Source organism: Nonlabens agnitus (assembly GCF_002994045.1).
In the GTDB taxonomy this organism is placed as follows: Bacteria; Bacteroidota; Bacteroidia; order Flavobacteriales; family Flavobacteriaceae; genus Nonlabens; species Nonlabens agnitus.
The window spans coordinates 2,294,008-2,318,208 of record NZ_MQUC01000003.1; the positions used below are offsets into that span (position 1 = coordinate 2,294,008).

Below are 24,201 nucleotides of genomic sequence, written 5' to 3' on the forward strand. Positions count from 1 at the left end.
TATGTAAAATCATGATTAAGTATTGATTAAGGGTTAATTACAGCTTACCGTTCTTGTAATCTACAAGAATATCGATAAGAGTAATAGAAGCATCTTCCATATCGTTCACGATACTATCGATTTTAGCAACGATATAGTTATAGAAAATCTGCAGGATGATCGCAACGATCAAACCAAATACAGTCGTCAAAAGTGCTACCTTAATACCAGTTGCAACAAGTGCAGGTTCCATAGTTCCAGCCTCTGCAATACTATCAAAGGACTTGATCATACCTATTACCGTACCCATGAACCCAAGCATAGGAGCAAGAGCGATAAATAGGGATACCCATGATACATTCTTCTCTAGTTGTCCCATTTGAACACCACCGTAAGCTACAACTGCTTTCTCAGCAGCCTCTACGCTTTCGTCAGCTCTATCAAGACCTTGGTAATAGATAGATGCAACAGGACCCTTTGTGTTACGACACACATCTTTGGCAGCTTCAATACCACCGCTTTTAAGAGCCTCTTCTACATCTGCAGCTAATTTCTTAGAGTTTGTAGTAGAAAGGTTTAAGTAGATAATTCTTTCTATAGCTATAGCAAGTCCTAAGATCAAACAAACTAGTACGATAGACATAAATAGAGGTCCACCTTCTATAAATCGTTTTTTAAGTTCTTGATGAAAACTAACTGTTTCCACAGTTTCTGGTTCATCTTGGGCTGCTACAAGTGCAGTAACCGCTGTGTTAGTAGTCGTTGTAGTTGCCGTTGCAGTAGTTGACATTCCTAGTATCATTACAACTGCCATGAACAAAATTGAAAGTGATCGTTTCATTTGAAGATTTATTGATTATATGATTTTTCTAATAAAGGGCTAAATATATAATTTATTGTGGTAAAACCGAACCGCAAACCTATTTCTATAAGATTTTAACCAATATTTTTTTGAGGTCAGATCTACTAGGACAATCCTTAATAATTGCTTACGAGGGTTAAGAAATCGGCACTTTCACTGGCCTTGCTGTTCTAGTTTGCTACATATCAATTAGAAAGAACAATTTGTGATTATTAGCGACTTTGATTTTGAGGTATTCGCTTTCGCGAAAGCGAACTAGACACCAACATATTTCTGCAAAAAACTTGGGACTGTTTAGTACAACGTCATTAGTTGCCTTCTAGTGTTCGCCTAAACTTTATGAATCATACTATTTAAGTCTTTTGAATCAAGTCTAACTTCTCAAGCCAACAGCTACTTAAGATCGATGTCGTATCCACCATTGTTATCCTACTAATTTCTGGCTGCGCGTTTTACAACTTTGGCTATAAAAAATGAGCGCAGGATTCAAGCCATCGTAAGTGTCTGGGCAGCTTCATGGAAACTGAAATGGGCAAAAAGCCTAGGTCATTTTTATGTATCCAAATAGGTCTTGGAGTGTTGCCTGGCCTCTGCACTATTCTCAAAATAACACACAGGCGTACCGGCAGCCATTATCTCTTCAAGTAAAGAGGAAACTTTTCCTCTTTTAGATTTACTTACCTGTCGAATGTAAACGGCTAAGATCCTTTTGGGATGTTCTTTAAAAACCTCACTGTATATATAAGGATCCTGTTGGGTGTCGTCGCCCAACAATACAAACGACCGATCTGGATAGAATTCCAGAATATCATTTATGCGATGTAATTTATGATCGTGATTGCCGCCGCCAGAGGCCAGTAGATCAAACACACCACTTTTTATCGACTTTAGAAAAAAAACAGCTTTAGGAAACTGATGGAGAATGGTGAATTTTTCAATAAAACTATATAGATTCCATTCACTACTGGAAACATAAAAGAACAGTGCTGGTTGCAAATCTGGCTTATCGATGTGTGCAAGTTCCCTGTAATGCTGGACCACACCTTTGAAGAAATTACGCTTGTTGATATTTCTGGTCAATAGAATGTAGATCTTCTTAAATATATTTCCAGAATGGGACACTAAAAAGGTATCATCAATATCTGAAATGATCCCATAACCTGACGCGGCTTTCAATAAAGAGCCTTTGGAAACTATTCTTTCAGAACCCATATTCACCGTAACGGTGGCTTCGTGCCATCCAGCCTCAATGTCCAGTTGATGCTGCAGATTGAAAACGTAAAACCCGTTTTTGTCGGTTTCAACGGTTTGCGTGATGCCTTTAAATTCAAGAGTGACAGAAATACCTGATAAGGTCTTTATACTTAAAGTACGCCACATATAGTAGGCATATCTTAACCAACTGTGTTCAAGATTAAAACTGGACGGATCGGTTTTCTTAAAAACGTGTCCACTGGTATAAAGGTGATTATCATTGACAAAGCCTCTATATACTTTAAGTTTTAATTTCATTGACGGTACCGCAATTTATCTACTTTTAAATATAAGTACTCTACTTATGAACACGCTTTCTTCTCAAGATAAATTGTTACTCATTGTCAACCCCATCGCCGGCGGGACAGATAAAGCTGCATATGTTGATACGGTAAAGAAACTGATAGAGCATCGGTGGACCCTTGAGGTTTTTTACACGACTGGAGAGAACGATGCTTCCAGTATAAAAGATGTCATCGATAATTATCAGCCAGATCGCATCATGGTTATGGGTGGTGATGGCACCATCAAACTAGCCGCTGAAATTGTTACCAATAAAATCCCCATTGCCATCTTGCCTGCTGGATCTTCTAACGGTCTCGCTACAGATCTTGATATACCCATGGAAGAAAGTGCAGCGATCCAGATTGCGTTGGGCTCCAATGCTAAGGTTATCGACACACTATACATCAACGATGGATTAGGCCTGCATATAAGCGACATAGGACTCAATGCAGAATTGATTAGAGAATATGACAGCGGTACCATTAGAGGTCATCTGGGATATGCGTTACAAGTCATTCCTACTTTATGGAAAAGTGAGACGCCTTGTAAATTCAAAATCATCACTAAGGATGAAACCAGGGAAGTGACGGCCGTCATGGTTGCCTTTGCAAATAGCAAGAAATTTGGTACCGGTGTTACCGTCAATCCTAACAGCAGTATGGAAGACGGCTATTTTGAAGTACTTATCTTCAAAAATCTAGACCCTATAGATGTAGTCAAAACTATGATGGGCAGCATACCACTGGATTCAGAATTTGTAGAAATAATTAAGACCCAAGAAGCCATTGTTACTACTGAGAAACCAGTGAGTTTTCAAATTGACGGAGAATACTGCAGCGAGAAGACCAAAGTTAAAGTTTCTATTCTACCCGGCAATCTTTGCGTGATGGTGCCCTAATAGCACTAGTGATCAAAAAATAAAAGCCCGAATTCACAGTTGGAATTCAGGCTTTCTTGATGCAGTGAGGAAGGGATTCGAACCCTCGAAACGTTGCCGTTTACACGCTTTCCAGGCGTGCGCCTTCGACCGCTCGGCCACCTCACTAATTTAAGATTGCAAGATTACGACTTTATGTCGCTCTGTGCAAGAATCAATTTATACAGTTAATTCACCTCGCAAGGATTTTTCAAAATAATGTTTGAAATCTTCCAAAGTGCTGGTATAGTTGAGCAAGTACATCATTTTGGCCAGCGCAGATTCTGTCGTGATGTCCTTTCCAGACACCAATCCTATTTCTTTAAGCTGGATACTGGTTTCATATTTCCCCATATCAACGGCGCCTCCACGACATTGGGTGACGTTTACGATGTAGATTCCTTGATCCAGCGCTTTTTTCATGAGAGCTACAAACCAAGGTTCACTGGGCGCGTTTCCGCTACCGTAAGTTTCTAATACGATACCTCTCAACCCAGGAATGTTACATATAGCCTCGACTACGGTTTGGGTAATGGCTGGAAATATTTTGAGAACCACTACATCCTTGACAAAGTCTGGACGGTAGTTCATGCGCTGTTGCGTGATGGACGTTTTGGATGGTTTCGCTTTCGCGAAAGCGAACTCATCATAGCCCTGCTGCCACAATAAACCGCGATCCACCTTCAAATGCACACCGCTCACTGCCAGTGGCGGATAGTTAGGCGATGCAAAGGCCTCAAAGCGGTCTGCGCTTACTTTAACCGTACGATTAGCACGATACAGCTGGTATTCAAAATAGATACAAACTTCCTGGATGATAGGCCCGCCCTGTTCCCTTTGGGAAGCGAGTTCTATGGTGGTGATGAGATTTTCTTTAGCATCTGTGCGCAGATCGCCAATAGGCAACTGGGAGCCGGTAAGGATGATAGGCTTAGTCAAATGCTCAAACATAAAGCTAAGGGCGCTACCGGTATATGCCATGGTATCACTGCCGTGCAAAATGACAAACCCATCAAAATCGTCGTAATGTGTATTGATGGTTGCACCCATTTCTTGCCAGTGCGACAAGTTCATGTTTGATGAATCAATTGGGTGGTCGTAAGATAGTGTGGTAATCTCGCATTCCAACTGTCTAAGCTCTGGAATATGTAATAATAATTCCTTAAAGTTGAAGGCTTTAAGCGCTTTGGTAGCTGGATCCTTGATCATTCCTATGGTTCCACCCGTATAGATGAGTAGGATCTTAGGCTTCATAGGCTAGCTCCAATTTTTGCTTGTTGATCACTGGTCGTGCATACATGTTCAAAAAGCTTTTTACGGCTTCGGGATCTTGCATGTCCACACGCATGCGCAACCTGCGCTCAAACTGTGCCTGGTCCTTCTTGCTATAAAATTTCTCGTATTCTCTCGTATCACGCAATAGGTCGTATGCAATGTAATTGGTAGGCCACAGCTTATAATTGCTCTGGATAATGTCATTCAGTTTTGTGACCAGTTGCTGCAGCACCTGGTTGGTAGCCTCATCACTGCATTCTTCCAGCGATAAAGGCTTTGAAGCCGTGATGTGAATGTGTTTCTTTTGACCCAATGCTCCTTTAAGAATGCTATTGAAGTCTTCATTTTCTGATTTTATGTATTCTGTTTGAGCTTTTTTGGCAAGCAGCTCTGGCACTTTTAGTATATCTGTAGGGTCATATTCATAGGAAATGGAAACCGGTACGATCTTAAGCGAATTCAAATATTCTATGACAGATCTTTTACCTGCAGCCAGTGCAATCATTTTAAGCACACCTTGCTCGGTAACGTCATTACCGTCTTTGGTACGTCCTTGACGTTGGGCAATCCAGACACTTTGTTGCTGGTCTTTGAGCAAATATTCTATGTATTCACTCAACTTCTTACTGCTCATTAAAGTCTCGCGAGGTGTGCCACCACGCTTCACGATAAAATTACGGGTAAGTTTACTCAAGGCGTTCACAAAAGGTCGTTGCACCAGATTATCGCCTATGGCGCTAGCTGTGCGTATCAAATTATGTTTGAACAAAGTAAGATTAATCAAACAAGTGTCCAGAACAATGTCTCTATGGTTGGAAATGTATAGATAGGATTGTGACTCCTCAAGATCTTCAAAACCTGACGTCGTCAATCCAGCACTGGTTTCTTCCAGAATGCGTTCTACCGTTACAGAAATCACATCTCGTTGAAAATCGTTGATAGATCTGCAAGACAAGACAATGTCCTTAATCTCGTCTTCTGTCTTGTCAGGAAACGTGTATTTAAAAAGGGTTTTAATCATTGGGTGACGCACCGCACTTTGCAACGCAATGGAAACCTCTTCATCATTAAAAAACCGTATATCGTCGTAAATCGCCAAATCTCAATATTCTAGAATTTCAAAAGTAAGCATCTTAATCGCTAGACACCGAACACTTCACATGAATTTGACGTTGTGATCCTAGCAATCTCCTCAACGCTCTTGTTGAATAACTCGGCGACCTTCTCTGCGACCAATTTTACGTAGGCACTTTCATTGCGTTTTCCTCTATAGGGAACTGGTGACAAATAAGGAGCGTCAGTTTCCAGAACAATGTGCTTTAGATCTATTTGATTTAGAAACTGGTCAATTTTACCGTTTTTAAAAGTAACAACGCCACCTATTCCCAGTTTCATACCGCATTTGATGGCACGATGTGCCTGCTCCAGCGTACCTGTGAAACAATGAAAAATCCCTTTTAAACCTTGCCCGTCAAAACGTTCCAATACCTCAAAAACTTCATCAAAAGCATCTCTACAATGGATTACAATAGGTAAATCCCGCTCGAGCGCCCATTCAATTTGCTGGTGAAAGGCACGCATCTGGATGTCCTTAGTAGATTGATCCCAATACAAATCCACTCCTATCTCGCCTATGGCGACATACTTCTCTTTATCCAACTGCTGAAGCACGTGATCCAATTCTGCTTCATAATTTTCTTTAACATGCGTAGGATGCAGGCCAGTCATTAAATGAATGTGCTCTGGAAAATCTCGTTGTAACTGCAGCATTGCTTCTGTAGTTTCAGAATCTATAGCTGGTAGAAAAAAACGATTCACGCCGGCACCCATGGCCCGCTGGATCATGGCATGTCTATCCTCATCAAATTGCTCACTATATAAATGCGTATGCGTATCGGTCAAATTCATGCGGCAAAGGTAGCAAGCTCAAAAAGAAAAATGGCGTGAGTATAAAAATTGGATTTCTCTCTCTTTAAAGATGGACAATGACTGGTTTTCATTTCGCTTTCGCGAAAGCGAACCTATCTTTGATCTCTTAACTAGCGCCATGGCATCGATCAAGAAAACACTTTTGGAACAAGGATATATCGCACATCGGTTGCGCATAGCAAAAAAAAGTGGACATATTGTAACCAAAGTATCGCTCAACGGCTACTCAGGTAGATTCATCATCGACACTGGTGCAAGTGCTACCTGTGTGGATCAACTGCTTTATAAGGAGTTCCAGTTGACGACAGAGTTTATGGATAAGCAAATAGGTACAGCTAGTGGTTCTTTACGGCCTCGTATTTCTCACAATAACACCTTAGAATTGGGCGACTGGAGTGATGAAGATACCACCGTACTTTCCATGGACATGAGCTTTGTGAACAGCGCACTCAAAGCCGAAGGCATGAGATCGATTCAAGGTTTACTGGGAGCAGATTTTCTCATTGCCAGCAAAGCGGTTATCGATTATCGCGGCAAATGGATCTTCCTTAAATTATAGGGTCACGGTAAATGAGCCTTGGGTCACGGTGACGTTTGATGGCGGTCCAGTTACAAAACTAAAAATCCCACTATACTGTCGTCTTGCAGCATTCACAATGGTAATGTCTAATGTACCATCAATGGCATCTGCCGTGGTACCATTATTAGTGACGCTTGCACGATAGTTTCCTGTGGCTGTTATGTCATAACTTCCCACGGTAACGTTTTGAGGAAAGCTCAAAAGAAGGGTTGTGTTGGAATTATTGGCATTTACAATTACAACTCCAGATGCCGCATTAGTTGCTACTGTTGTCGGGTTAAGCGCGGTTCCATTGATCATGGCGCGAACGGTATTGACAATATCAGAGCCTACCTCAGTACCAAACGGCACCTGATAAATGACACCTTTACGCATGGTCAAGGTATCTTGAGCGTTAGGCGTATAACTAACAAAGCTAAAATCACCACTCACGGTTCCTTCTGGGCTATTGGCAGATAAAACCACAGTACCATTGCTCTCACCTGTACGAGTGCTAAATTGTTGCTGGTTGTTAAAAGTATAAATCGCTTCGTTAGGAGATCCTTGGCCTAAAGGATACACTCCAGGATTGGAAGATGTCAAAACAAAACGAAGTCTCTCCAGCGGATTCTCACCAGCGATAGTAACAGTACCGTCTGCATTATTCGTCACACTTACTTGATCACTTCCAAAGAATTCTCCATTACGGGAAGCCTGTAGTGCCGGGACATTATCCTTATCCAGATTCTCCTCGCAAGATATGAATAGACCCAAAGTGATCAATAATAATAGGTATGTCGCTCTCATAGATATCAACTCGTTGTTCCAGGTTATAACTCAAAAGTAAATAAAATAGTACTGCTGGTTGCTCATAATTAAATTAATAGTATTTTTGCAACCTCAAATTAATAACCAGGGTCGAGAACCCATAAAATTAATGTTATGCCTGTAAAAATCAGACTTCAAAGACACGGTAAAAAAGGAAAGCCATTTTTCTGGATCGTTGCTGCAGATGCACGTTCAAAAAGAGACGGTAAATATCTTGATAAGATAGGAACCTATAACCCTAACACCAACCCAGCTACAATCAACCTTGATGTAGATGGTGCTGTAAAATGGTTGGAAAATGGTGCACAGCCTACTGACACTGCTCGTGCGATCCTAGGATACAAAGGTGTGTTGTTGAAGAGACACTTAAAAGGTGGTGTGAAGAAAGGCGCTTTCACTGAAGAGCAGATGGAAGAGAAATTCAACGCATGGATGGAAGAGAAAGAAGCTAAGATTGCTGCAAAAGCATCTGGTCTTTCTAAAGATGAAGAGAAAAAAGCTGCTGAGGCACTTGCTGCAGAAAAAGCAGTAAATGAAGCTCGTATCGCTGCTAACGCTCCAGAGCCAGAAGCTGTTGAAGAGCCTGCTACTGAAGAAGCACCTGCTGCAGAAGCTGATGCTTCTAAAGAAGAGGAATAAATCAATAAGCCATGCGTAAAGAAGATTGTTTCTACGTAGGCACTATTGTCAATAAATTTAGTTTTAAAGGCGAACTCCTAGTCAAGCTTGACACAGATGAGCCAGAACTTTTTCTAGAAATGGAATCAGTTTTTATCGAGATCGGTAAAAACTTGGTTCCATTTTTTATTGAACGCAGTCAACTACACAAATCCTTATTGTTACGGGTCAAGTTTGAAGATGTCGACGATGAACCCATGGCAGACAGTCTCATGAAAAGAGAACTGTATCTACCATTGACGGTTCTGCCTAAATTAGAAGGGACTCAATTCTATTTTCACGAGGTGATAGGTTTTGAAATCATCGACACAGAGTATGGAACTGTTGGGACCATCACTGGTGTGAACGACACCACATCACAAGCTTTGTTTGAAGTTGACCATGATGGTGACGAGGTTCTTATTCCTATCAACGATGAGTTTATTGAAAAAGTAGATCGTGAGAATAAAACCATCACCGTTAATACTCCAGAAGGTTTGATTGACCTTTACATCTCCTAATACTTATTCAGCGGTTATTTTTATCTCAACCGCGCTGGCGGAGATCATATAAACTCCATATCACTTCCCAAACCTTTGATTCATGAGCGTTTTTAAATTCAAACAATTTGAAGTTGCTCAAGATCAATGCGCGCAAAAAATTGGAACTGATGCTGTGCTGTTAGGCGCTTGGGCAGATCCAAAAGAGCAACCTTTTTCCGTGCTCGATGTTGGTACTGGTACTGGAGTAATTGCTTTGATGATGGCGCAGCGATTCTCCAGCTCTCAAGTCGATGCGATAGAGATTGACGATGCTGCCTTTGAGCAGGCGACCTTTAATTTTGAGAACAGTCCTTATGGAGATCGACTGTTTTGTTATCATGCGTCATTTCAGGAATTCTATCAAGAAGTTGAGGAACGTTATGCTCTCATCATTTCAAATCCGCCATTTTTTGATGGTAATCTAGAGCGTGACGACCAGATCGTGGATCAAAAACGCCAGCAAGCGAGATTTGACGACGCCTTGCCCTTTGATGAATTGGTGTATGGTGTTTATCAACTACTGGAGAATGATGGGACTTTTGCCTGCATCATTCCGTCAGATCGTGAACAAGCCTTCCTTAAAATCACAGATCATTTTCAGCTTGTGCCAGTTCGCAAGACTTATGTGAAAGGTACGGCAGATGCTCCTGTCAAGAGAGTTTTGATGGAATTTCGCTTTCGCGAAAGCGAAAAGACTACCAGCAACCTGCCAACCGTAATAAGTCATCTCATCATTGAGAAATCCCGCCATTACTATACCGATGACTACGTGAATCTTACCAAAGATTTTTACCTGAAAATGTAGCTAGGGACGATCAACAATTACGACCAATTGTACCAGATTCCTTGTTAGGATTGCTATTTTTACCTTGATTAGCGATTTAGCAATAACTTATATTTCAAATTAAGGAAATCACAATATATCATTCCATCTACCTATGAAACCAGATTTATTTGAAGCACCGGATTATTATCAGTTAGACGATTTATTGACTGAGGAACACAAAATGATACGCGATGCGGCTCGCACATGGGTAAAACGTGATGTATCGCCTATCATCGAGCAGGCTGCCCAAGATGCCAAATTTCCTAAAAGTATCATTCCTGGATTGGCTTCCATAGGCGCTTTTGGCCCATATATTCCAGAAGAATATGGCGGTCCTGGACTGGATCAAATCTCTTACGGATTGATCATGCAGGAACTGGAGCGTGGCGATAGTGGTGTAAGATCTACAGCATCCGTGCAGTCATCACTAGTGATGTATCCTATCTGGAAATATGGTAGCGAGGAGCAAAAACAAAAATTCCTACCCAAACTTGCCAGCGGCGAGTTTATGGGATCCTTCGGATTGACCGAACCTGATCATGGTTCTGACCCTGGCAGTATGGTGACCCGATTCAAAGACGCTGGCGATCACGTGATCCTCAATGGTGCTAAATTATGGATCTCCAACAGTCCGTTTTGTGATGTGGCCGTAGTCTGGGCAAAAGATGAAAACAATCGCATTCACGGTGTGATCGTGGAACGTGGCATGGAAGGTTTTAGCACGCCAGAAACCCATAACAAATGGTCGCTGCGTGCCAGTGCCACCGGTGAGCTGATCTTTCAGGATGTCAAGGTTCCCAAAGCCAATATTTTACCAGGTCGCAGCGGTTTAGGCGCTCCATTGAGCTGCTTGGACAGTGCTCGTTTTGGCATTGCATGGGGCGCCATAGGTGCTGCGATGGACTGCTATGACACCGCATTGAGATATGCCAAGGAACGCAAACAGTTTGGGAAACCTATTGCAGGATTCCAATTGCAACAAAAGAAACTCGCAGAAATGATCACAGAGATCACCAAAGCCCAACTACTCGCTTGGCGATTAGGCGTACTCCGTGAAGAAGGAAAAGCCACCAGCGCACAAATCTCTATGGCCAAAAGAAACAATGTCGAGATTGCCATCAATATTGCTCGTGAAGCCCGACAGATTTTGGGAGGTATGGGAATTACTGGCGAGTACAGCATCATGCGCCACAGTATGAATCTAGAAAGTGTGATCACTTATGAAGGCACGCACGATATACATTTGCTTATTACAGGACTGGATATCACGGGTGAGAATGCGTTCAACTAATGCTATTTGGTACTATAGTTGATGAAATTTTTCCCTAAACTAACCTTCCCAACATGAAACAAATTCTCTTTACGGCAACAGCATTGTTGCTGTCAGCTTTTACTTTTGCACAGATTCCAGATCAAAATCGCTCAAAGACCGATTTTCAAAATGAAACGATTTACAGGGTCAACCTTCTTTTAACACCTAACCTAGAAATTGAAAAAGATGTCACAAAAGATATTTCAATTTTAGCTAGCGCTGGTTTCGGTATTGGGTATTATAACTCTTACAGATTATCTGAACGAGAAGGTAATTTTATATTCCCATTTCAGATCGAACTAGCCACAAGGTATTACACTAACTTCAATCGCAGGTTAGAAAAGGGCAAAACCATTGAAAATAATAGTGGTAATTATGTCGCTTTGAGTTTTGCTAATGTTTTTGAGGCAGAAAATGATGACGTTCGTGTAGAGCCTGGCTCAGCGTTAATAGGTGCCTATGGCATCCAGCGTACCTACTGGAAACATTTCAACCTCAACTTCCAGACAGGATTGGGTTATGATTTTCAACAAGAAGAAGTCGCTGGACAGTTGATCTTGAAGTTAGGGTACACCTTCTAGTTAATCCTATCCTAAACTTTTTTGAGGCTGGTTGTTTGTTACAACCAGCCTTTATTTTTGTAAAAAAAAAGATGATACAAGAGCCCGTTAATCAAACAGTTCCAAGTTCTAGTAGTGATGCTATGAAAATGTTGAATGAGGCTATCTCGCTTTCGCGAAAGCGATTATTACAACATCCGCTTTACACCTCGATAAACACCACTTCTCATTTACAGACTTTTATGAAGTCTCATGTTTATGCGGTATGGGATTTCATGTCGTTGTTAAAGGCGCTCCAGCAACAATTGACGTGTACGACCTTGCCATGGCGACCTGTGGGCGACACCCAATTGCGATATTTGATCAATGAAATAGTACTCGCCGAAGAAACCGATGAAGACATGGATGGCCACCGCTTGAGCCATTATGAAATGTATATTGACGCCATGCAGGCGGCCGGCATCACTACCGAAAAGGTAGAAAACCAAATCTCCAACTGGATGTCTGTCAATCAAGTTCTTGAGGTTACAGAAACAGATGAGTTACCAGCACATGTGAGCCAATTTTTAAACAACACTTTTACAGTCATCAAACGAGGCAAGGCGCACGAGATCGCTGCCGCTTTTACCTACGGTCGCGAGGATCTTATACCAGAGATGTTTACTGAAATTATTGCTGGCCTGGAAAAATCTGAGGTCTCTATTGATCTCTCAAAAATCAAATACTACTTTGACCGTCACATAGAACTGGACGGTGATGAACATGGACCCATGGCGCACAAGATGGTCGCTCTACTTTGTGGTGATGATGAAACCAAATGGAAGGAAGCCACGGCCGTGAGCCAGCAAGCTTTGGAAAGTCGATATGAGTTATTCAGTGGTATTCTAGAGCGTCTGGACTAATTATCTAGTTTTCTGCATCAAGATTATCGCGATAATCTTCTTTTTCTACCATATTTGAAACGTCGACCACAGTTTGTATCTGTGGTGCGTGTTTCTTAATGGTAAGCTCGACACCAGACTTGAGGGTCATTTGATTGACATGACATCCCACGCAAGTACCCAGTAAGCGCACTTTTACATTCACGCCATCGGTAATGCTGATTAATTCTATGTCGCCACCATCTCTTTGTAGAAAGGGTCTTATTTCTTCAAGTCCTGCCTCGACAGCTGCTTTTAATTGAGTTGCGTTCATCTATTTTTTATTAACGGGACTGCATCCAGCCATGGTGGTGATCTTTACGGCTTCAGTTGGAGGCATTTGATCATTGCGACGTACAGTTTCAGTTACCACATTCCTTGTAATATCTATAAAGGATTTTTCTATCATAGTTCCATCCTGCATAGCTGCTGGTCGGCCTACATCACCTGCTTCGCGTATGCTTTGGATAAGAGGCAATTCACCTAGAAAAGGAATGTCCAAATCTTCGGCAAGATGTCTCGCGCCGTCCTTCCCAAAAATATGATATTTATTTTCTGGCAATTCTGGTGGTGTGAAATACGCCATATTTTCAATAATTCCCAGAACAGGCACATTGATACTTTCCTGCTGGAACATGGCAACCCCTTTACGAGCATCTGCAAGCGCAACATTTTGCGGTGTGCTAACCACAACGGCTCCAGTTAACGGTAAGGCCTGCATGATACTCAAGTGGATATCACCGGTTCCTGGTGGCAAGTCAACCAGCAAAAAATCCAATTTTCCCCAGTCAGCATCAAAGATCATCTGGTTCAACGCTTTAGACGCCATAGGTCCACGCCATACGACTGCCTGATCCAGCTTTGTAAAAAAGCCTATGCTCAAAATCTTTACGCCATAGCTTTCTACAGGCTTCATTTTTGACTTGCCATCAATATTGACAGACAGTGGTCTCTCGTTGACCACATCAAACATAATGGTAGCCGATGGACCGTAAATATCTGCATCCAGTAAACCAACTTTAAAGCCCATTTTAGAAAGGGTCACAGCAAGATTTGCGGTCACTGTAGATTTACCAACGCCACCTTTTCCTGAGGCTATAGCAATAATATTATCAATTCCAGGAATGGGTTTTCCCTTAATTTCTGGAGCATTGTTTGACTTTACAGGAGCTTCTACCTTGAGGTTCACTTTTACCTGAGCCTTGTCTGTAATCTTTTCTTTGATGACCTGCTGGATGGAGCTTTCCGTTTTCTTTTTGGCCTGCAGTGCAGGATTTGTAATGGTAATATCCACGATAACCTCATCGCCAAAAACCAGAACGTTTTTAACCGCACCACTCTCTACCATATTCTGACCTTCGCCGGGAACACTAATGGTTTCCAGAACTTTAAGGACTGCGCTTTTTTCTATTTTCATGTGACTTTCAATTATTACAAAGATAAGGTCTAGAGAGACGTATTGGAAATGATTCTAAATTATATAAAGAGGGAAATAGGTAGTGATTGATGATGTGGTAGTTTCGCTTTCGCGAAAGCGAACTCTACACTATTCCTCTTAATTATAAATAGATATGGTAATTATTTCACTGCATATCTAAAGATTTGCTAACTTACTGGTTCTGTTTTTAAATAATTCATTATGGGTATCAAAAGTTTTATGGGCCGTAGGTCTGAAGTCAAAGAAGATAAAAGAGAAGCGATACGTGTCAAGGATTACATGAAACGCAAACTGATTACCTTTTCTATTGACCAAAGCATTAACGAGGTGATGGAGATCATTCTCAAACAACGCATCACTGGTGGACCAGTGACAGACGATAACGGCAATCTTATAGGAATCATAAGTGATACAGATCTCATGCAGGTCATAGGCGACAGCCGCTACCACAATATGCCTGTAGGCGATCGTACCGTAGGTGATCTCATGAGCACTCAAGTAGCGACCATAGATGCCGAGGCTGATATTTTTGATGCCGCTGGAAGATTTCTTAAATCTGGGCACCGCCGTTTTCCCGTTACCGAAAACGGAAAATTGATAGGTCAAATCTCTAGGATGGACGTGATTATCGCCGCCACAAACCTAAAGAAGAACCACTGGAGATAATTTCTAATAGTTAATTTCCAGCACTTTTAGTTTACGAACTTCATTGCCTAGTTTGAAATCCACTTCTTGGCCTTCTTGTGCACCAGCTAGCGCGCGTGCGATAGGTGTGGTAAATGCAATTTTGCCTTGGGAAACATCTGCCTCGTCCACGCCTGTAATGTGAATGGTTTGTACAGCATTACCAGATGTATTTTTGAATTTTACGGTGGCTCCAAAACGCACTTCATCCTGTGCCTGATCTTCTGGTTTTAAAATCCTAGCGCTGGCGATACGTTCTTTGAGCAATTTGATCTTGCCGTGAATCAAAGTTTGAGACCTGCGTAGGTCGGTTTCATTTTCATTAGATAAAGTGCCCAATTCATTTTCCAATGCTTCCAACTTATTTAAAAGCTGTTGATGTCCATAAGGTGTAACATAGTTAATGACGCCATCTGGTAAAATCGCTCTTGGCGGGATTACTACTGGCTCTTCCTGGTCACCTTCTTTTACAAATCCGCGGCTCATTCTGCATAGGTTTTCAAGACGTTGATGTCTGTGTATTCCAGTGCTTTTTGATCTGTTGCGTTTAAATCTACCAATGGTGCTACACCAGCTTTTTCTGCCTCTAGCCAGCGGCTTATGCACAAACACCACTTATCACCAGGCACAAGTCCAGGAAATTGATAAGCCGGTATAGGCGTGGATAGATCGTTGCCTTGAGCTTTTGTATACTCCAGGAATTCTGCCGTCATGATGGCGCAGACGACATGAGTTCCTGTATCTGCATTTGAAGTTCTACAATAACCATCGCGATAGAATCCTGTCATGGGATCTGTACAACAGGCCATAAGCGGTTCTCCTAGAATATTTTTCTTTTGGTCCATTTTTATGCCTTTTGTATTTGATGTTTTAATTCGGTAATGGGTTGTACGCCACTACCACGCCAGACTTGCTTTCCATTTTTGAAAATCATAAAAGCTGGAACACCGCGCACGTTAAATTGAGCGGCAAGCGGCTGGTTTTTATCTACATCAACCTTAATGATTTTGACCTTTTCACCTAGGTCTTTTTTTAATTGCTCCAGCACCGGCATCATGGTTTGACATGGTCCACACCAGGTCGCATAAAAGTCCACGAGAACAGGAACGTCATCTGCAATTATTTCGCTGAATTTTGCCATAGCATTGTCATTTTACACAAAATACACAAAGCCAGACTCACGACTGGTACTAGTAATATTTATTTAAGAATTAAAAGTTCATCCTAATAGAAGTTGTGAATGCATATGCCATTTCAAAACCACAGCTTAGTAAAAATTTAAAAGCCCCAGTAATTAAAATTGATACCTTTACCATGCTATGGAAGTACCGCCGTTAGAGGTTCAAATAAAAACCTTGCCCTTATCGCCAGGAGTCTATCTGTATTTTGACAAAACAGATCGATTGCTTTATGTAGGTAAGGCAAAAAAACTCAAAAAAAGGGTTTCCTCTTATTTTACCAAAAGTCATGACAGCTATCGTATTAGGACGATGGTCAAAAAAATAGCACGCATCGAGCACATCGTCGTCCAGACAGAAACGGATGCGCTTCTTCTAGAAAACAGTCTTATCAAATCCAGATCTCCTAAGTATAACATCATGCTTAGGGATGACAAGACCTATCCATGGCTGTGTATTAAAAACGAACGTTTTCCTAGAATCTTCTTGACTCGCAAAATGATCAAGGATGGCAGCGAATATTACGGGCCATATACCAGCGTACGTACCGTACGTACATTATTGGAATTGGTCAAGAGTCTCTATCCCATTCGCACCTGCAAATACGACTTACAAGAAGAAAAGATTCAGGCCGGCAAATACAAGCTATGTCTAGAATATCATATAGGCAATTGCAAAGGTCCTTGCGTTGGGCTGCAAAATGAAGCGGCCTATAATCGCAACATAGAGGCGATACGCAACATTGTGAAAGGTGATTTTAAGGATGCGGTGAACCACTTTCACAACTCCATGAAAGAGCATGCAGAAAATATGGAGTTTGAAGATGCCCAACGCATCAAAGACAAGCTCGATATTCTAACTCGATACCAGACTAAATCAACGGTCGTCAATCCTAACATTTCCAACGTGGATATTTTTACCATCGTTAGTGACGAGGCTGCCGGTTATGTCAATTACATCCAGATCAATCACGGTTCCATTACGCGATCGCACACGATGGAACTCAAAAAGCAATTGGACGAGACCGATAAAGAGCTTTTAGAGCTTGCCATTGTAGAATTAAGAACCCGATTTGATTCCCAAAGCACCGAAGTGTATACTCAGTTTCCAGTAGATCTAGGTGATTTGATAAAAGTGACCGTACCTAAACTGGGCGATAAAAAGCGCGTGGTAGAATTATCAGAGCGCAATGCAAAATTCTTCCGTCAGGAGCAGTTCAAAACCATCAAAATAGTGGATCCAGATCGTCATGTCAACCGACTCATGGCACAAATGAAGGCCGATTTACGTCTGGATGAGGAGCCACGACACATGGAGTGTTTTGACAACTCCAATATACAGGGAACAAATCCTGTGGCTGCCTGCGTGGTTTTCAAAAACGGAAAGCCCAGCAAGAGCGACTACCGTCATTTCAACATTAAAACCGTTGATGGTCCAGATGATTTTGCCAGTATGGAAGAAGTCGTCTATCGCCGTTATCGCAGGTTACTGGAAGAAGATGAGCCTCTACCACAATTAGTTATTGTGGATGGTGGTAAAGGACAGCTTTCCAGTGGCGTGACTGCCTTGGAACGACTGGGCTTGAGAGGCAAGGTGCCGATTATAGGTATTGCAAAACGCCTGGAAGAACTGTTTTATCCCAACGATCCCGTACCTTTATATCTGGACAAACGCTCTGAAACATTGAAAGTTATCCAGCAAATGCGTAACGAGGCGCACCGTTTTGGTATCAATCACCACAGGAACAAACGCAGCAAGCAAGCCATAGAGACAGAACTGGACGAGATTCCAGGAATAGGTGAGAAAACCACGGTAGAACTGTTGAGACACTTTAGGTCTGTCAAACGCGTTAAGGAAGCTACTAAGCAAGAACTGGAATCTGTAGTGGGAACCATCAGGGCACAAAAAATAATTAACTTCTATAGTGAAGAAGAGTAGGATAGCATTATTGTTGATGGTTCTCGCTTTCGCGAAAGCGAACTACCTACAAGCGCAACAATCCCAGTCTTTTAAAGAACAAAAAATAGGCCTTGTACTTTCTGGTGGTGGCGCCAAAGGACTCGCTCACATAGGAGCGCTTAAAGTCATTGACTCTTTGGGAATCAAAGTGGATTATGTGGCTGGAACCAGCATGGGCGCCATTGTGGGTTCATTGTATTCCAGTGGCTATACAGGTCACCAAATTGATTCCATATTTAAAGTCACCAACTTCAACAACCTGATTGCAGACGAGATACCTCGCAGCGCCAAAACTTATTATGAACGCAAGCAAAATGAGCGTTATGCGGTGACCTTGCCATTTAAAGATTTTAAAGTTAGTCTTCCCAGCTCGCTTAGCAAAGGGCAAAATGTCTATAATTTAATGTCGCAATTGCTGTCGCACGTCAATGATGTAGATGACTTTTCACAATTGCCCATTCCGTTTTTTTGCATCGCAACTAATATCGCCACTGGTGAAGAGGTGGTCCTTGATTCTGGATACTTGCCTAGAGCTGTAAATGCCAGCGGCGCTTTGCCATCACTATTTGCACCGGTACAAATCAACGACCAGATGTTGATCGACGGCGGCGTGACTGATAACTACCCAGTGGAGAAGCTTAGGGCCAAAGGAATGGACGTTATCATAGGTGTTGATGTACAAGATGATTTGAAATCCCTGGACGAGTTGAACAGTGCCTTTAGCATCCTTACGCAAATCAACAACTTTAGGACCATCAACGACATGAAGGTCAAGGCACCCAAAACAGATGTCTACATCACACCTAATATTAAGGATTATAGTGTCATTTCTTTTGACCAAGGTGCTGCTATCATTAATGAAGGAGCTATCGCAACCAGAAAAAGTATAGATACACTCACTACGCTGGCTACCGGTGGTTACAAACGTCCCGCTTTAAAGGTCCAGTCTCAAGATCGATTATACTTGTCTGGTATCACTATTGAAGGCAATCATCGCTATACCAGGTCTTATATCATAGGTAAATTCAAGATCAACACTCCAGGTTTTACCACTTATGAGAGTATCAAAAATGGTGTGAACAATCTGCAGGCCACCAATAACTTTACAAAAATCAATTACGAACTCAAACCAGACATCAACGGCATCCAACTAGCCGTAATGGTAGAAGAATCTACGGTGCGTAATTATTTGCGCCTGGGTCTGCATTATGACGAGCTGCTGCGCAGCGCGGCGTTGGTTAATTTGAGTCGCAAGAGTGTTTTGTTTAGCAACGATCAGGTTTCTTTTGATGCCATACTTGGTGACAACCTGCGTTACAGTGCAGACTATTATATTGATAAGGGTAAATACTGGTCTGTTGGATTACACAGTGAATTTACCCAGTTTGAAAAAGGAATCCCTACCAGCTTTCTTGAAACGGTAGGTCGTCCCATACCACCCAACATCAATAGTCTAGACTTTGAATACAATGACTGGACACAACAATTCTACCTCCAAACCCGATTGGATCGTGGTTTTAATGTGACGGCTGGAATCGAGGTTAAGGCTTTGGATATTTTTACCAATACACTTACCACTGGTAATGTATTGACCACACGTACCGATTTTGAAAACAGTACCACCGGTAGCATTTATGGGAAGCTATTGCTAGACACTTATGATAATGCCTTTTTCCCTTCATCAGGATGGTTTGTGGATGGTGATTTTCACCTGTATCTCTATAACGATATGTTTCAAGAAGAATTTAGTGAATATTCCATCGCACAACTGCAGGTAGGTCATGCGAGATCCTTTGGGAAGCTTAGCCTCCAGGCGATGGCTCACGTGGGCGTCTCGATAGGTAACCCGCAAACCTCATCACTGGATTTTGTTCTGGGTGGTTATGGCGCTAGACGCATCAATAATATCCTGCCCTTCTATGGCTATGATTTTATAAGCCTTAGCGGCAATTCCATGATCAAATCCTTATTTGAGGTGGATTATGAGGTGTTTCGCAAGAATCACGTGACCTTGAGTGCCAATTTTGCCAGCCTGGACGATGATCTTTTTGAAAAAGACGACTGGTTTAGCGAGGCACAATACTCAGGCTATGCGATTGGTTATGGCATTGAAACGTTTCTGGGTCCGGTAGAGCTTAAATACAGCTTTAGCCCACAACGAGACGATAGTGAATTCTATGTACGACTAGGATTTGCGTTCTAATTTTAAATGAAGTTCGCTTTCGCGAAAGCGAAAAAACCCTTCCCATCGTAACAAATCATAGACTTTTGCATCTAATTAGCAGTCATTTCTATGGAATGGTCTGGAGAATTTCCGAAATTTACGTATAAACATTGTCCTATGCCTTTCTATCATAAAATGGGTTCCATACCGCACAAGCGTCACACGGTTTTCAAAAAACCAGATGGCTCGCTGTACTATGAACAGCTTTTTGGCACGATAGGTTTTGATGGAATGTACACTAATTCCTATCATGAACATAGGCCAACGATGGTCAAGGAAATCAAAGGAAGCTACTCTGTAAAGCCAGAAATAGCCCTTGAAAACCACTTGAAATCCTATCGCCTTAAAGGTTTTCAAGTGCCGCCACAACCAGATTATCTTGATAGTAGAACCTGCATTTTAATGAATAGTGACGTGCAGATTTTACTGGCAGCGCCCCAAGAATCCTTAAGGGATTACTGGTACAAAAATGCCGATAGTGACGAGCTGTTGTTTGTGCACCAAGGATCTGGAGTATTGCGCACACACCTGGGCAACCTTAAATTTTCTTACGGTGATTATTTATTGATCCCTAGAGGTGTGATTTATCAGATTGATTTTGACACAGCCGTGAATAGATTGTTTATCGTAGAGAGTCGCAGACCTATTTATACGCCTAAACGTTATCGCAATTGGTTTGGTCAACTTCTGGAACATTCACCATTTTGCGAGCGTGATCTGCGAAGACCAGAAACTCTGGAAACACACAACGAGAAAGGTGAGTTTTTGATCAAGATCAAGAAACAGGATGAAATATTCAATATGGTATATGCATCACATCCTTTTGATGTGGTGGGCTATGATGGTTATAATTATCCCTATGCGTTTTCCATTCATGATTTTGAACCCATAACGGGTCGCATTCACCAACCGCCACCAGTACACCAGACCTTTGAAACAGATGCTTTTGTTGTGTGTAGTTTTGTGCCTAGAAAATATGACTATCATCCAGAAAGTATTCCTGCACCATACAACCATAGCAACATCGATAGCGATGAAGTTCTTTACTATGTAGATGGCGACTTTATGAGCCGTAACGATATTGAAAAAGGACACATTTCATTGCATCCTGCGGGCATACCGCATGGACCACATCCTGGAGCTGTGGAGCGCAGTATAGGACAGACAGAAACTGAGGAGCTAGCCGTTATGGTGGACACCTTCAAACCCCTGAAGGTTACCAAAGCCGGCCTAGAAATCGCCGACGATTCCTATCATAAAAGCTGGCTAGATCATGAATAGCAAATTAATAACCAACCATAAATAAACTACGTGAACGACATTCAAAGAAAACTATCAGCTGATCCAGGCGCCACCGTCTTGGGAATCATCGCATTGCTCATAAGCATTACAGGATGCTGTTGTGGTATCCTTGCCATACCATCGGTCATTATGAGTATCATAGGTCTGGTTTGGGCCGTAAAAAGTGGTAATACCTATAAACAATCACCAGAATCCTATCTTGCCAAAAGCTACAATGCCATCAAAACCGCCAAGATTTTGAACATTATAGCTCTTGTACTTAGTGCCATTGCGCTAGTAGTATCCATGATTTGGTTCGGTAGTATGTTTAACAATCCAGAAAACTTCTTTGAACAACTTGAGAATGGCGAATTCAATGTTGAAGTGGATGACATGAATGAAGATAATTCTTTTGATGATACTACTACCGACGAAGAAATCGACACCTGGAGATATGAAGATGCTGTAGATAGCACTACCGCAGGTGATGAGGTCATAGAAGTAGAGGAATACGAACAATACAACGATTCCATTTAATACATGATAGAGGTTAAAACATATATGGCATTTCAAACAAGAGCGATGTGGTAACTGCAATTAAGAGTATACCATATCAATTCTAATTTTTAAAAAACACATCATGCCAGCAGAAATCAAAAACCTCAAAGATTTAAGTAATACAGAATACAGCTTAAAAAAGCTATTCAAGGAAGCCGAAGATTTTTTGCCGCTTCTAGGTACAGACTATGTAGAGCTTTATGTAGGTAATGCAAAACAGGCGGCACATTTTTATAAGACCGCATTTGGCTTTCAATCGCTCGCCTATGCAGGACTGGAAACAGGAATAAAGGATCGAGTTTCCTACGTGCTTCAACAAGGAAAAATACGTCTGGTCTTGACCACACCACTTCAAAAAGGCGGTGACATCAATAGACACATTGATGAGCATGGCGATGGCGTTAAAGTCGTGGCCTTGTGGGTTGATGATGCTACAAAAGCTTTTGAGGAAACCACAAAAAGAGGCGCAAGACCATACCAGGAACCTACTAAGGAAACAGATGAACATGGTGAAGTAGTACGTTCTGGAATCTACACCTATGGTGAAACCGTTCACATGTTTGTGGAGCGCAAGAATTATGAAGGTCTTTTTTTGCCAGGATTTAAAAAATGGGAAAGCCACTATAATCCAGAACCGGTCGGTCTTAAGTTTATCGACCACATGGTAGGAAACGTAGGCTGGGATCAAATGAATACCTGGTGTAAATTCTATGGAGAAGTAATGGGCTTTGCACAAATCATTTCTTTTGCAGATGATGATATCTCTACAGAATACACTGCTCTTATGAGCAAGGTGATGAGCAATGGCAATGGTCGCGTCAAATTCCCGATTAACGAACCCGCCAAAGGAAAAAAGAAGTCCCAAATAGAAGAATATCTAGATTTTTACAATGGACCAGGCGTACAGCATATCGCGGTCGCTACAGATGATATCGTAAAAACAGTAAGCGCTATGCGTGATCGAGGCGTTGAGTTCCTGTATGTTCCAGACGAATATTACGACGATCTGTTGGAGCGAGTTGGTGAGATTGATGAAGATGTTGAGGTACTTAAAAAACACGGCATCCTGATCGACCGCGATGAAGAAGGTTATCTTCTACAACTGTTTACCAAAACCATTGTAGACCGTCCTACCATGTTCTTTGAAGTGATCCAGCGCAAGGGTGCTCAATCTTTTGGCGTAGGGAATTTCAAAGCGTTGTTTGAAGCTATAGAACGTGAGCAGGCATTGCGAGGCACACTATAATAATTTTGGAATGGCATTTGTAAATGATAACTTGTAGCACCATAAACGGTAAGTTGCAAAACACCATGAAAAAAATTGTACTCTTATTAATGACGATCTCTTTAGTGAGTGTTGCTTATATACCACCTAGTTCCAACAATAAAATAGAACAAGCCTATAAATCTGGTGAGTGGTTCAAGTTTCGTATTCATTATGGGATGTTCAACGCCAGCTTTGCCACATTAGGAGTAGAAAGTAAAACCCTTAATGGCAAACCAGTGTACCATCTTAAAGGAAAAGGTGAATCTACAGGTTTACTCCACCTATTTTTCAAAGTAGATGATCGCTATGAAAGCTATGTAGATCGCAATACGGGAAAACCCTATAGGTTTATTCGCGACATAGATGAAGGTGGACATACCAAGGATATCCAGATCGACTTTAATCACGACACACGCAAAGCGGTCGTTAATGATAAAAAGCACAAAGAGATCAAGACTATGGACATCAAACCTGGTACCCAGGACATGGTTTCCTCATTTTATCACCTGCGCAATATTGTAGATCACAACAGTCTAAAAGTAGGAGATGAATTTGTATTGCCTATGTTTTTTGATGATGAGAACTATGATTTCAAAATGAAGTTTTTGGAACGTGAAGTCGTCAAGACAAAATTTGGTAAGATCAAAGCACTTAAATTCAGACCTTATGTACAGTCAGGCCGTGTGTTTGAAGAAGAAGAGAGTTTGACCGTATGGATTAGTGATGATGAGAATAAAATCCCTTTAAAAATACAGGCAAAACTAGCCGTAGGTTCATTAACAGCTGATTTAGATGCCTTTAAAGGATTGAGCCATTCCTTTCAAAAAATCGTTGACTAACAGCAACAGGTTTAAAAATTAGGATTAAACGCAAGGTAATGGACTCAAATCCCTTATGTTGTTTACATT

General features: G+C 41.7%; 26 protein-coding genes and 1 tRNA gene. 15 read left to right on the forward strand and 12 right to left on the reverse strand.

Features of this window, described 5'->3' with window-relative positions:
• Positions 1-37: 37 nt before the first annotated feature.
• Both BST86_RS10515 and BST86_RS10520 read right to left on the reverse strand, forming a co-directional pair.
• On the reverse strand, positions 38-820 hold the full coding sequence (locus BST86_RS10515) for a MotA/TolQ/ExbB proton channel family protein (RefSeq protein WP_055411179.1): 783 nt from the start codon (positions 818-820) through the stop codon (positions 38-40).
• A 573-nt stretch (positions 821-1,393) separates the two neighbouring features.
• Positions 1,394-2,353 carry an App1 family protein gene (locus tag BST86_RS10520; protein ID WP_105983209.1) on the reverse strand — a complete coding sequence of 320 codons (960 nt, stop codon included), beginning with the start codon at positions 2,351-2,353 and terminating at the stop codon, positions 1,394-1,396.
• A 46-nt stretch (positions 2,354-2,399) separates the two neighbouring features.
• Between BST86_RS10520 and BST86_RS10525 the strand changes: the two genes are divergently transcribed.
• Positions 2,400-3,278 carry a diacylglycerol/lipid kinase family protein gene (locus BST86_RS10525; protein WP_105983210.1) on the forward strand — a complete coding sequence of 293 codons (879 nt, stop codon included), beginning with the start codon at positions 2,400-2,402 and terminating at the stop codon, positions 3,276-3,278.
• A 62-nt stretch (positions 3,279-3,340) separates the two neighbouring features.
• On the opposite strand, the gene BST86_RS10530 is transcribed toward BST86_RS10525, so the two are convergent.
• The 4 genes from BST86_RS10530 to BST86_RS10545 form a co-directional block, all read right to left on the reverse strand.
• Positions 3,341-3,425, reverse strand: a tRNA-Ser gene (locus tag BST86_RS10530).
• A gap of 51 nt (positions 3,426-3,476) precedes the next feature.
• Complete coding sequence (locus BST86_RS10535; protein ID WP_105983211.1) at positions 3,477-4,550, reverse strand: asparaginase; 1,074 nt, start codon at positions 4,548-4,550, stop codon at positions 3,477-3,479.
• Positions 4,540-5,670 carry a 1-acyl-sn-glycerol-3-phosphate acyltransferase gene (locus BST86_RS10540; protein WP_105983212.1) on the reverse strand — a complete coding sequence of 377 codons (1,131 nt, stop codon included), beginning with the start codon at positions 5,668-5,670 and terminating at the stop codon, positions 4,540-4,542. Before BST86_RS10540 ends, BST86_RS10535 begins: the two co-directional genes overlap by 11 nt.
• A gap of 41 nt (positions 5,671-5,711) precedes the next feature.
• Complete coding sequence (locus BST86_RS10545) at positions 5,712-6,479, reverse strand: TatD family hydrolase (RefSeq protein WP_105983213.1); 768 nt, start codon at positions 6,477-6,479, stop codon at positions 5,712-5,714.
• 70 nt (positions 6,480-6,549) lie between these two features.
• Between BST86_RS10545 and BST86_RS10550 the strand changes: the two genes are divergently transcribed.
• Positions 6,550-7,059: a retropepsin-like aspartic protease gene (locus BST86_RS10550; RefSeq protein ID WP_242446512.1), complete on the forward strand. Its 510-nt coding sequence runs from the start codon at positions 6,550-6,552 to the stop codon at positions 7,057-7,059.
• Here the strand turns inward: BST86_RS10550 and BST86_RS10555 are convergent.
• On the reverse strand, positions 7,054-7,866 hold the full coding sequence (locus BST86_RS10555; RefSeq protein WP_105983214.1) for a DUF6252 domain-containing protein: 813 nt from the start codon (positions 7,864-7,866) through the stop codon (positions 7,054-7,056). The genes BST86_RS10550 and BST86_RS10555 overlap by 6 nt on opposite strands.
• A gap of 135 nt (positions 7,867-8,001) precedes the next feature.
• Here BST86_RS10555 and BST86_RS10560 point away from each other — a divergent pair, with 135 nt between their 5' ends.
• The 6 genes from BST86_RS10560 (at position 8,002) to BST86_RS10585 (ending at position 12,686) form a co-directional block, all read left to right on the forward strand.
• Positions 8,002-8,526, forward strand: a complete 525-nt coding sequence (locus BST86_RS10560; RefSeq protein WP_055411186.1) for a 30S ribosomal protein S16 — start codon at positions 8,002-8,004, stop codon at positions 8,524-8,526.
• Between the two features lie 11 nt (positions 8,527-8,537).
• Complete coding sequence (gene rimM / locus BST86_RS10565) at positions 8,538-9,065, forward strand: ribosome maturation factor RimM (protein ID WP_055411187.1); 528 nt, start codon at positions 8,538-8,540, stop codon at positions 9,063-9,065.
• Positions 9,066-9,147: 82 nt separating this feature from the next.
• Positions 9,148-9,891, forward strand: a complete 744-nt coding sequence (locus tag BST86_RS10570) for a tRNA1(Val) (adenine(37)-N6)-methyltransferase (protein WP_105983215.1) — start codon at positions 9,148-9,150, stop codon at positions 9,889-9,891.
• A 133-nt stretch (positions 9,892-10,024) separates the two neighbouring features.
• Positions 10,025-11,203, forward strand: a complete 1,179-nt coding sequence (locus BST86_RS10575; protein ID WP_105983216.1) for an acyl-CoA dehydrogenase family protein — start codon at positions 10,025-10,027, stop codon at positions 11,201-11,203.
• A 53-nt stretch (positions 11,204-11,256) separates the two neighbouring features.
• The gene (locus BST86_RS10580) at positions 11,257-11,805 is read left to right on the forward strand and encodes a DUF3575 domain-containing protein (protein ID WP_105983217.1); all 549 of its coding nucleotides are present in this window, start codon (positions 11,257-11,259) and stop codon (positions 11,803-11,805) included.
• A 71-nt stretch (positions 11,806-11,876) separates the two neighbouring features.
• On the forward strand, positions 11,877-12,686 hold the full coding sequence (locus tag BST86_RS10585) for a DUF3050 domain-containing protein (RefSeq protein WP_242446513.1): 810 nt from the start codon (positions 11,877-11,879) through the stop codon (positions 12,684-12,686).
• A 4-nt stretch (positions 12,687-12,690) separates the two neighbouring features.
• Here the strand turns inward: BST86_RS10585 and BST86_RS10590 are convergent, their stop codons facing one another.
• Positions 12,691-12,978 carry a NifU family protein gene (locus BST86_RS10590; protein ID WP_105983218.1) on the reverse strand — a complete coding sequence of 96 codons (288 nt, stop codon included), beginning with the start codon at positions 12,976-12,978 and terminating at the stop codon, positions 12,691-12,693.
• Positions 12,979-14,121, reverse strand: coding sequence for an Mrp/NBP35 family ATP-binding protein (locus BST86_RS10595; RefSeq protein ID WP_105983219.1), 1,143 nt, complete (start codon positions 14,119-14,121; stop codon positions 12,979-12,981).
• Positions 14,122-14,343: 222 nt separating this feature from the next.
• Between BST86_RS10595 and BST86_RS10600 the strand changes: the two genes are divergently transcribed.
• The gene (locus BST86_RS10600; protein ID WP_105983220.1) at positions 14,344-14,808 is read left to right on the forward strand and encodes a CBS domain-containing protein; all 465 of its coding nucleotides are present in this window, start codon (positions 14,344-14,346) and stop codon (positions 14,806-14,808) included.
• A gap of 3 nt (positions 14,809-14,811) precedes the next feature.
• Here BST86_RS10600 and BST86_RS10605 read toward each other — a convergent pair whose 3' ends face one another.
• The 3 genes from BST86_RS10605 to trxA are packed head-to-tail and all read right to left on the reverse strand — an operon-like array spanning position 14,812 to position 15,967.
• Complete coding sequence (locus BST86_RS10605) at positions 14,812-15,312, reverse strand: GreA/GreB family elongation factor (RefSeq protein WP_105983221.1); 501 nt, start codon at positions 15,310-15,312, stop codon at positions 14,812-14,814.
• Positions 15,309-15,671 carry a DUF2237 family protein gene (locus BST86_RS10610; protein WP_055411195.1) on the reverse strand — a complete coding sequence of 121 codons (363 nt, stop codon included), beginning with the start codon at positions 15,669-15,671 and terminating at the stop codon, positions 15,309-15,311. The genes BST86_RS10605 and BST86_RS10610 overlap by 4 nt, the downstream gene beginning before the upstream one ends.
• A 2-nt stretch (positions 15,672-15,673) precedes the next feature.
• A complete protein-coding gene (gene trxA / locus BST86_RS10615) occupies positions 15,674-15,967 on the reverse strand; it encodes a thioredoxin (protein ID WP_105983222.1) in 294 nt (97 codons plus the stop codon).
• A 178-nt stretch (positions 15,968-16,145) separates the two neighbouring features.
• Between trxA and uvrC the strand changes: the two genes are divergently transcribed.
• The 6 genes from uvrC (at position 16,146) to BST86_RS10645 (ending at position 24,132) form a co-directional block, all read left to right on the forward strand.
• Entirely contained in the window at positions 16,146-17,942 is a 1,797-nt protein-coding gene (gene uvrC / locus BST86_RS10620) for an excinuclease ABC subunit UvrC (RefSeq protein WP_105983223.1), read from the forward strand.
• Positions 17,929-20,166: a patatin-like phospholipase family protein gene (locus BST86_RS10625; RefSeq protein ID WP_317046548.1), complete on the forward strand. Its 2,238-nt coding sequence runs from the start codon at positions 17,929-17,931 to the stop codon at positions 20,164-20,166. The genes uvrC and BST86_RS10625 overlap by 14 nt, the downstream gene beginning before the upstream one ends.
• Before the next feature lie 138 nt (positions 20,167-20,304).
• Positions 20,305-21,468, forward strand: a complete 1,164-nt coding sequence (locus tag BST86_RS10630; protein ID WP_105984011.1) for a homogentisate 1,2-dioxygenase — start codon at positions 20,305-20,307, stop codon at positions 21,466-21,468.
• 30 nt (positions 21,469-21,498) lie between these two features.
• Positions 21,499-22,005, forward strand: coding sequence for a CCC motif membrane protein (locus BST86_RS10635; RefSeq protein ID WP_146126757.1), 507 nt, complete (start codon positions 21,499-21,501; stop codon positions 22,003-22,005).
• Between the two features lie 103 nt (positions 22,006-22,108).
• Complete coding sequence (gene hppD, locus BST86_RS10640; RefSeq protein ID WP_105983226.1) at positions 22,109-23,272, forward strand: 4-hydroxyphenylpyruvate dioxygenase; 1,164 nt, start codon at positions 22,109-22,111, stop codon at positions 23,270-23,272.
• A 65-nt stretch (positions 23,273-23,337) separates the two neighbouring features.
• Positions 23,338-24,132, forward strand: a complete 795-nt coding sequence (locus BST86_RS10645; RefSeq protein WP_105984012.1) for a DUF3108 domain-containing protein — start codon at positions 23,338-23,340, stop codon at positions 24,130-24,132.
• The last annotated feature ends 69 nt before the right edge of the window (positions 24,133-24,201 follow it).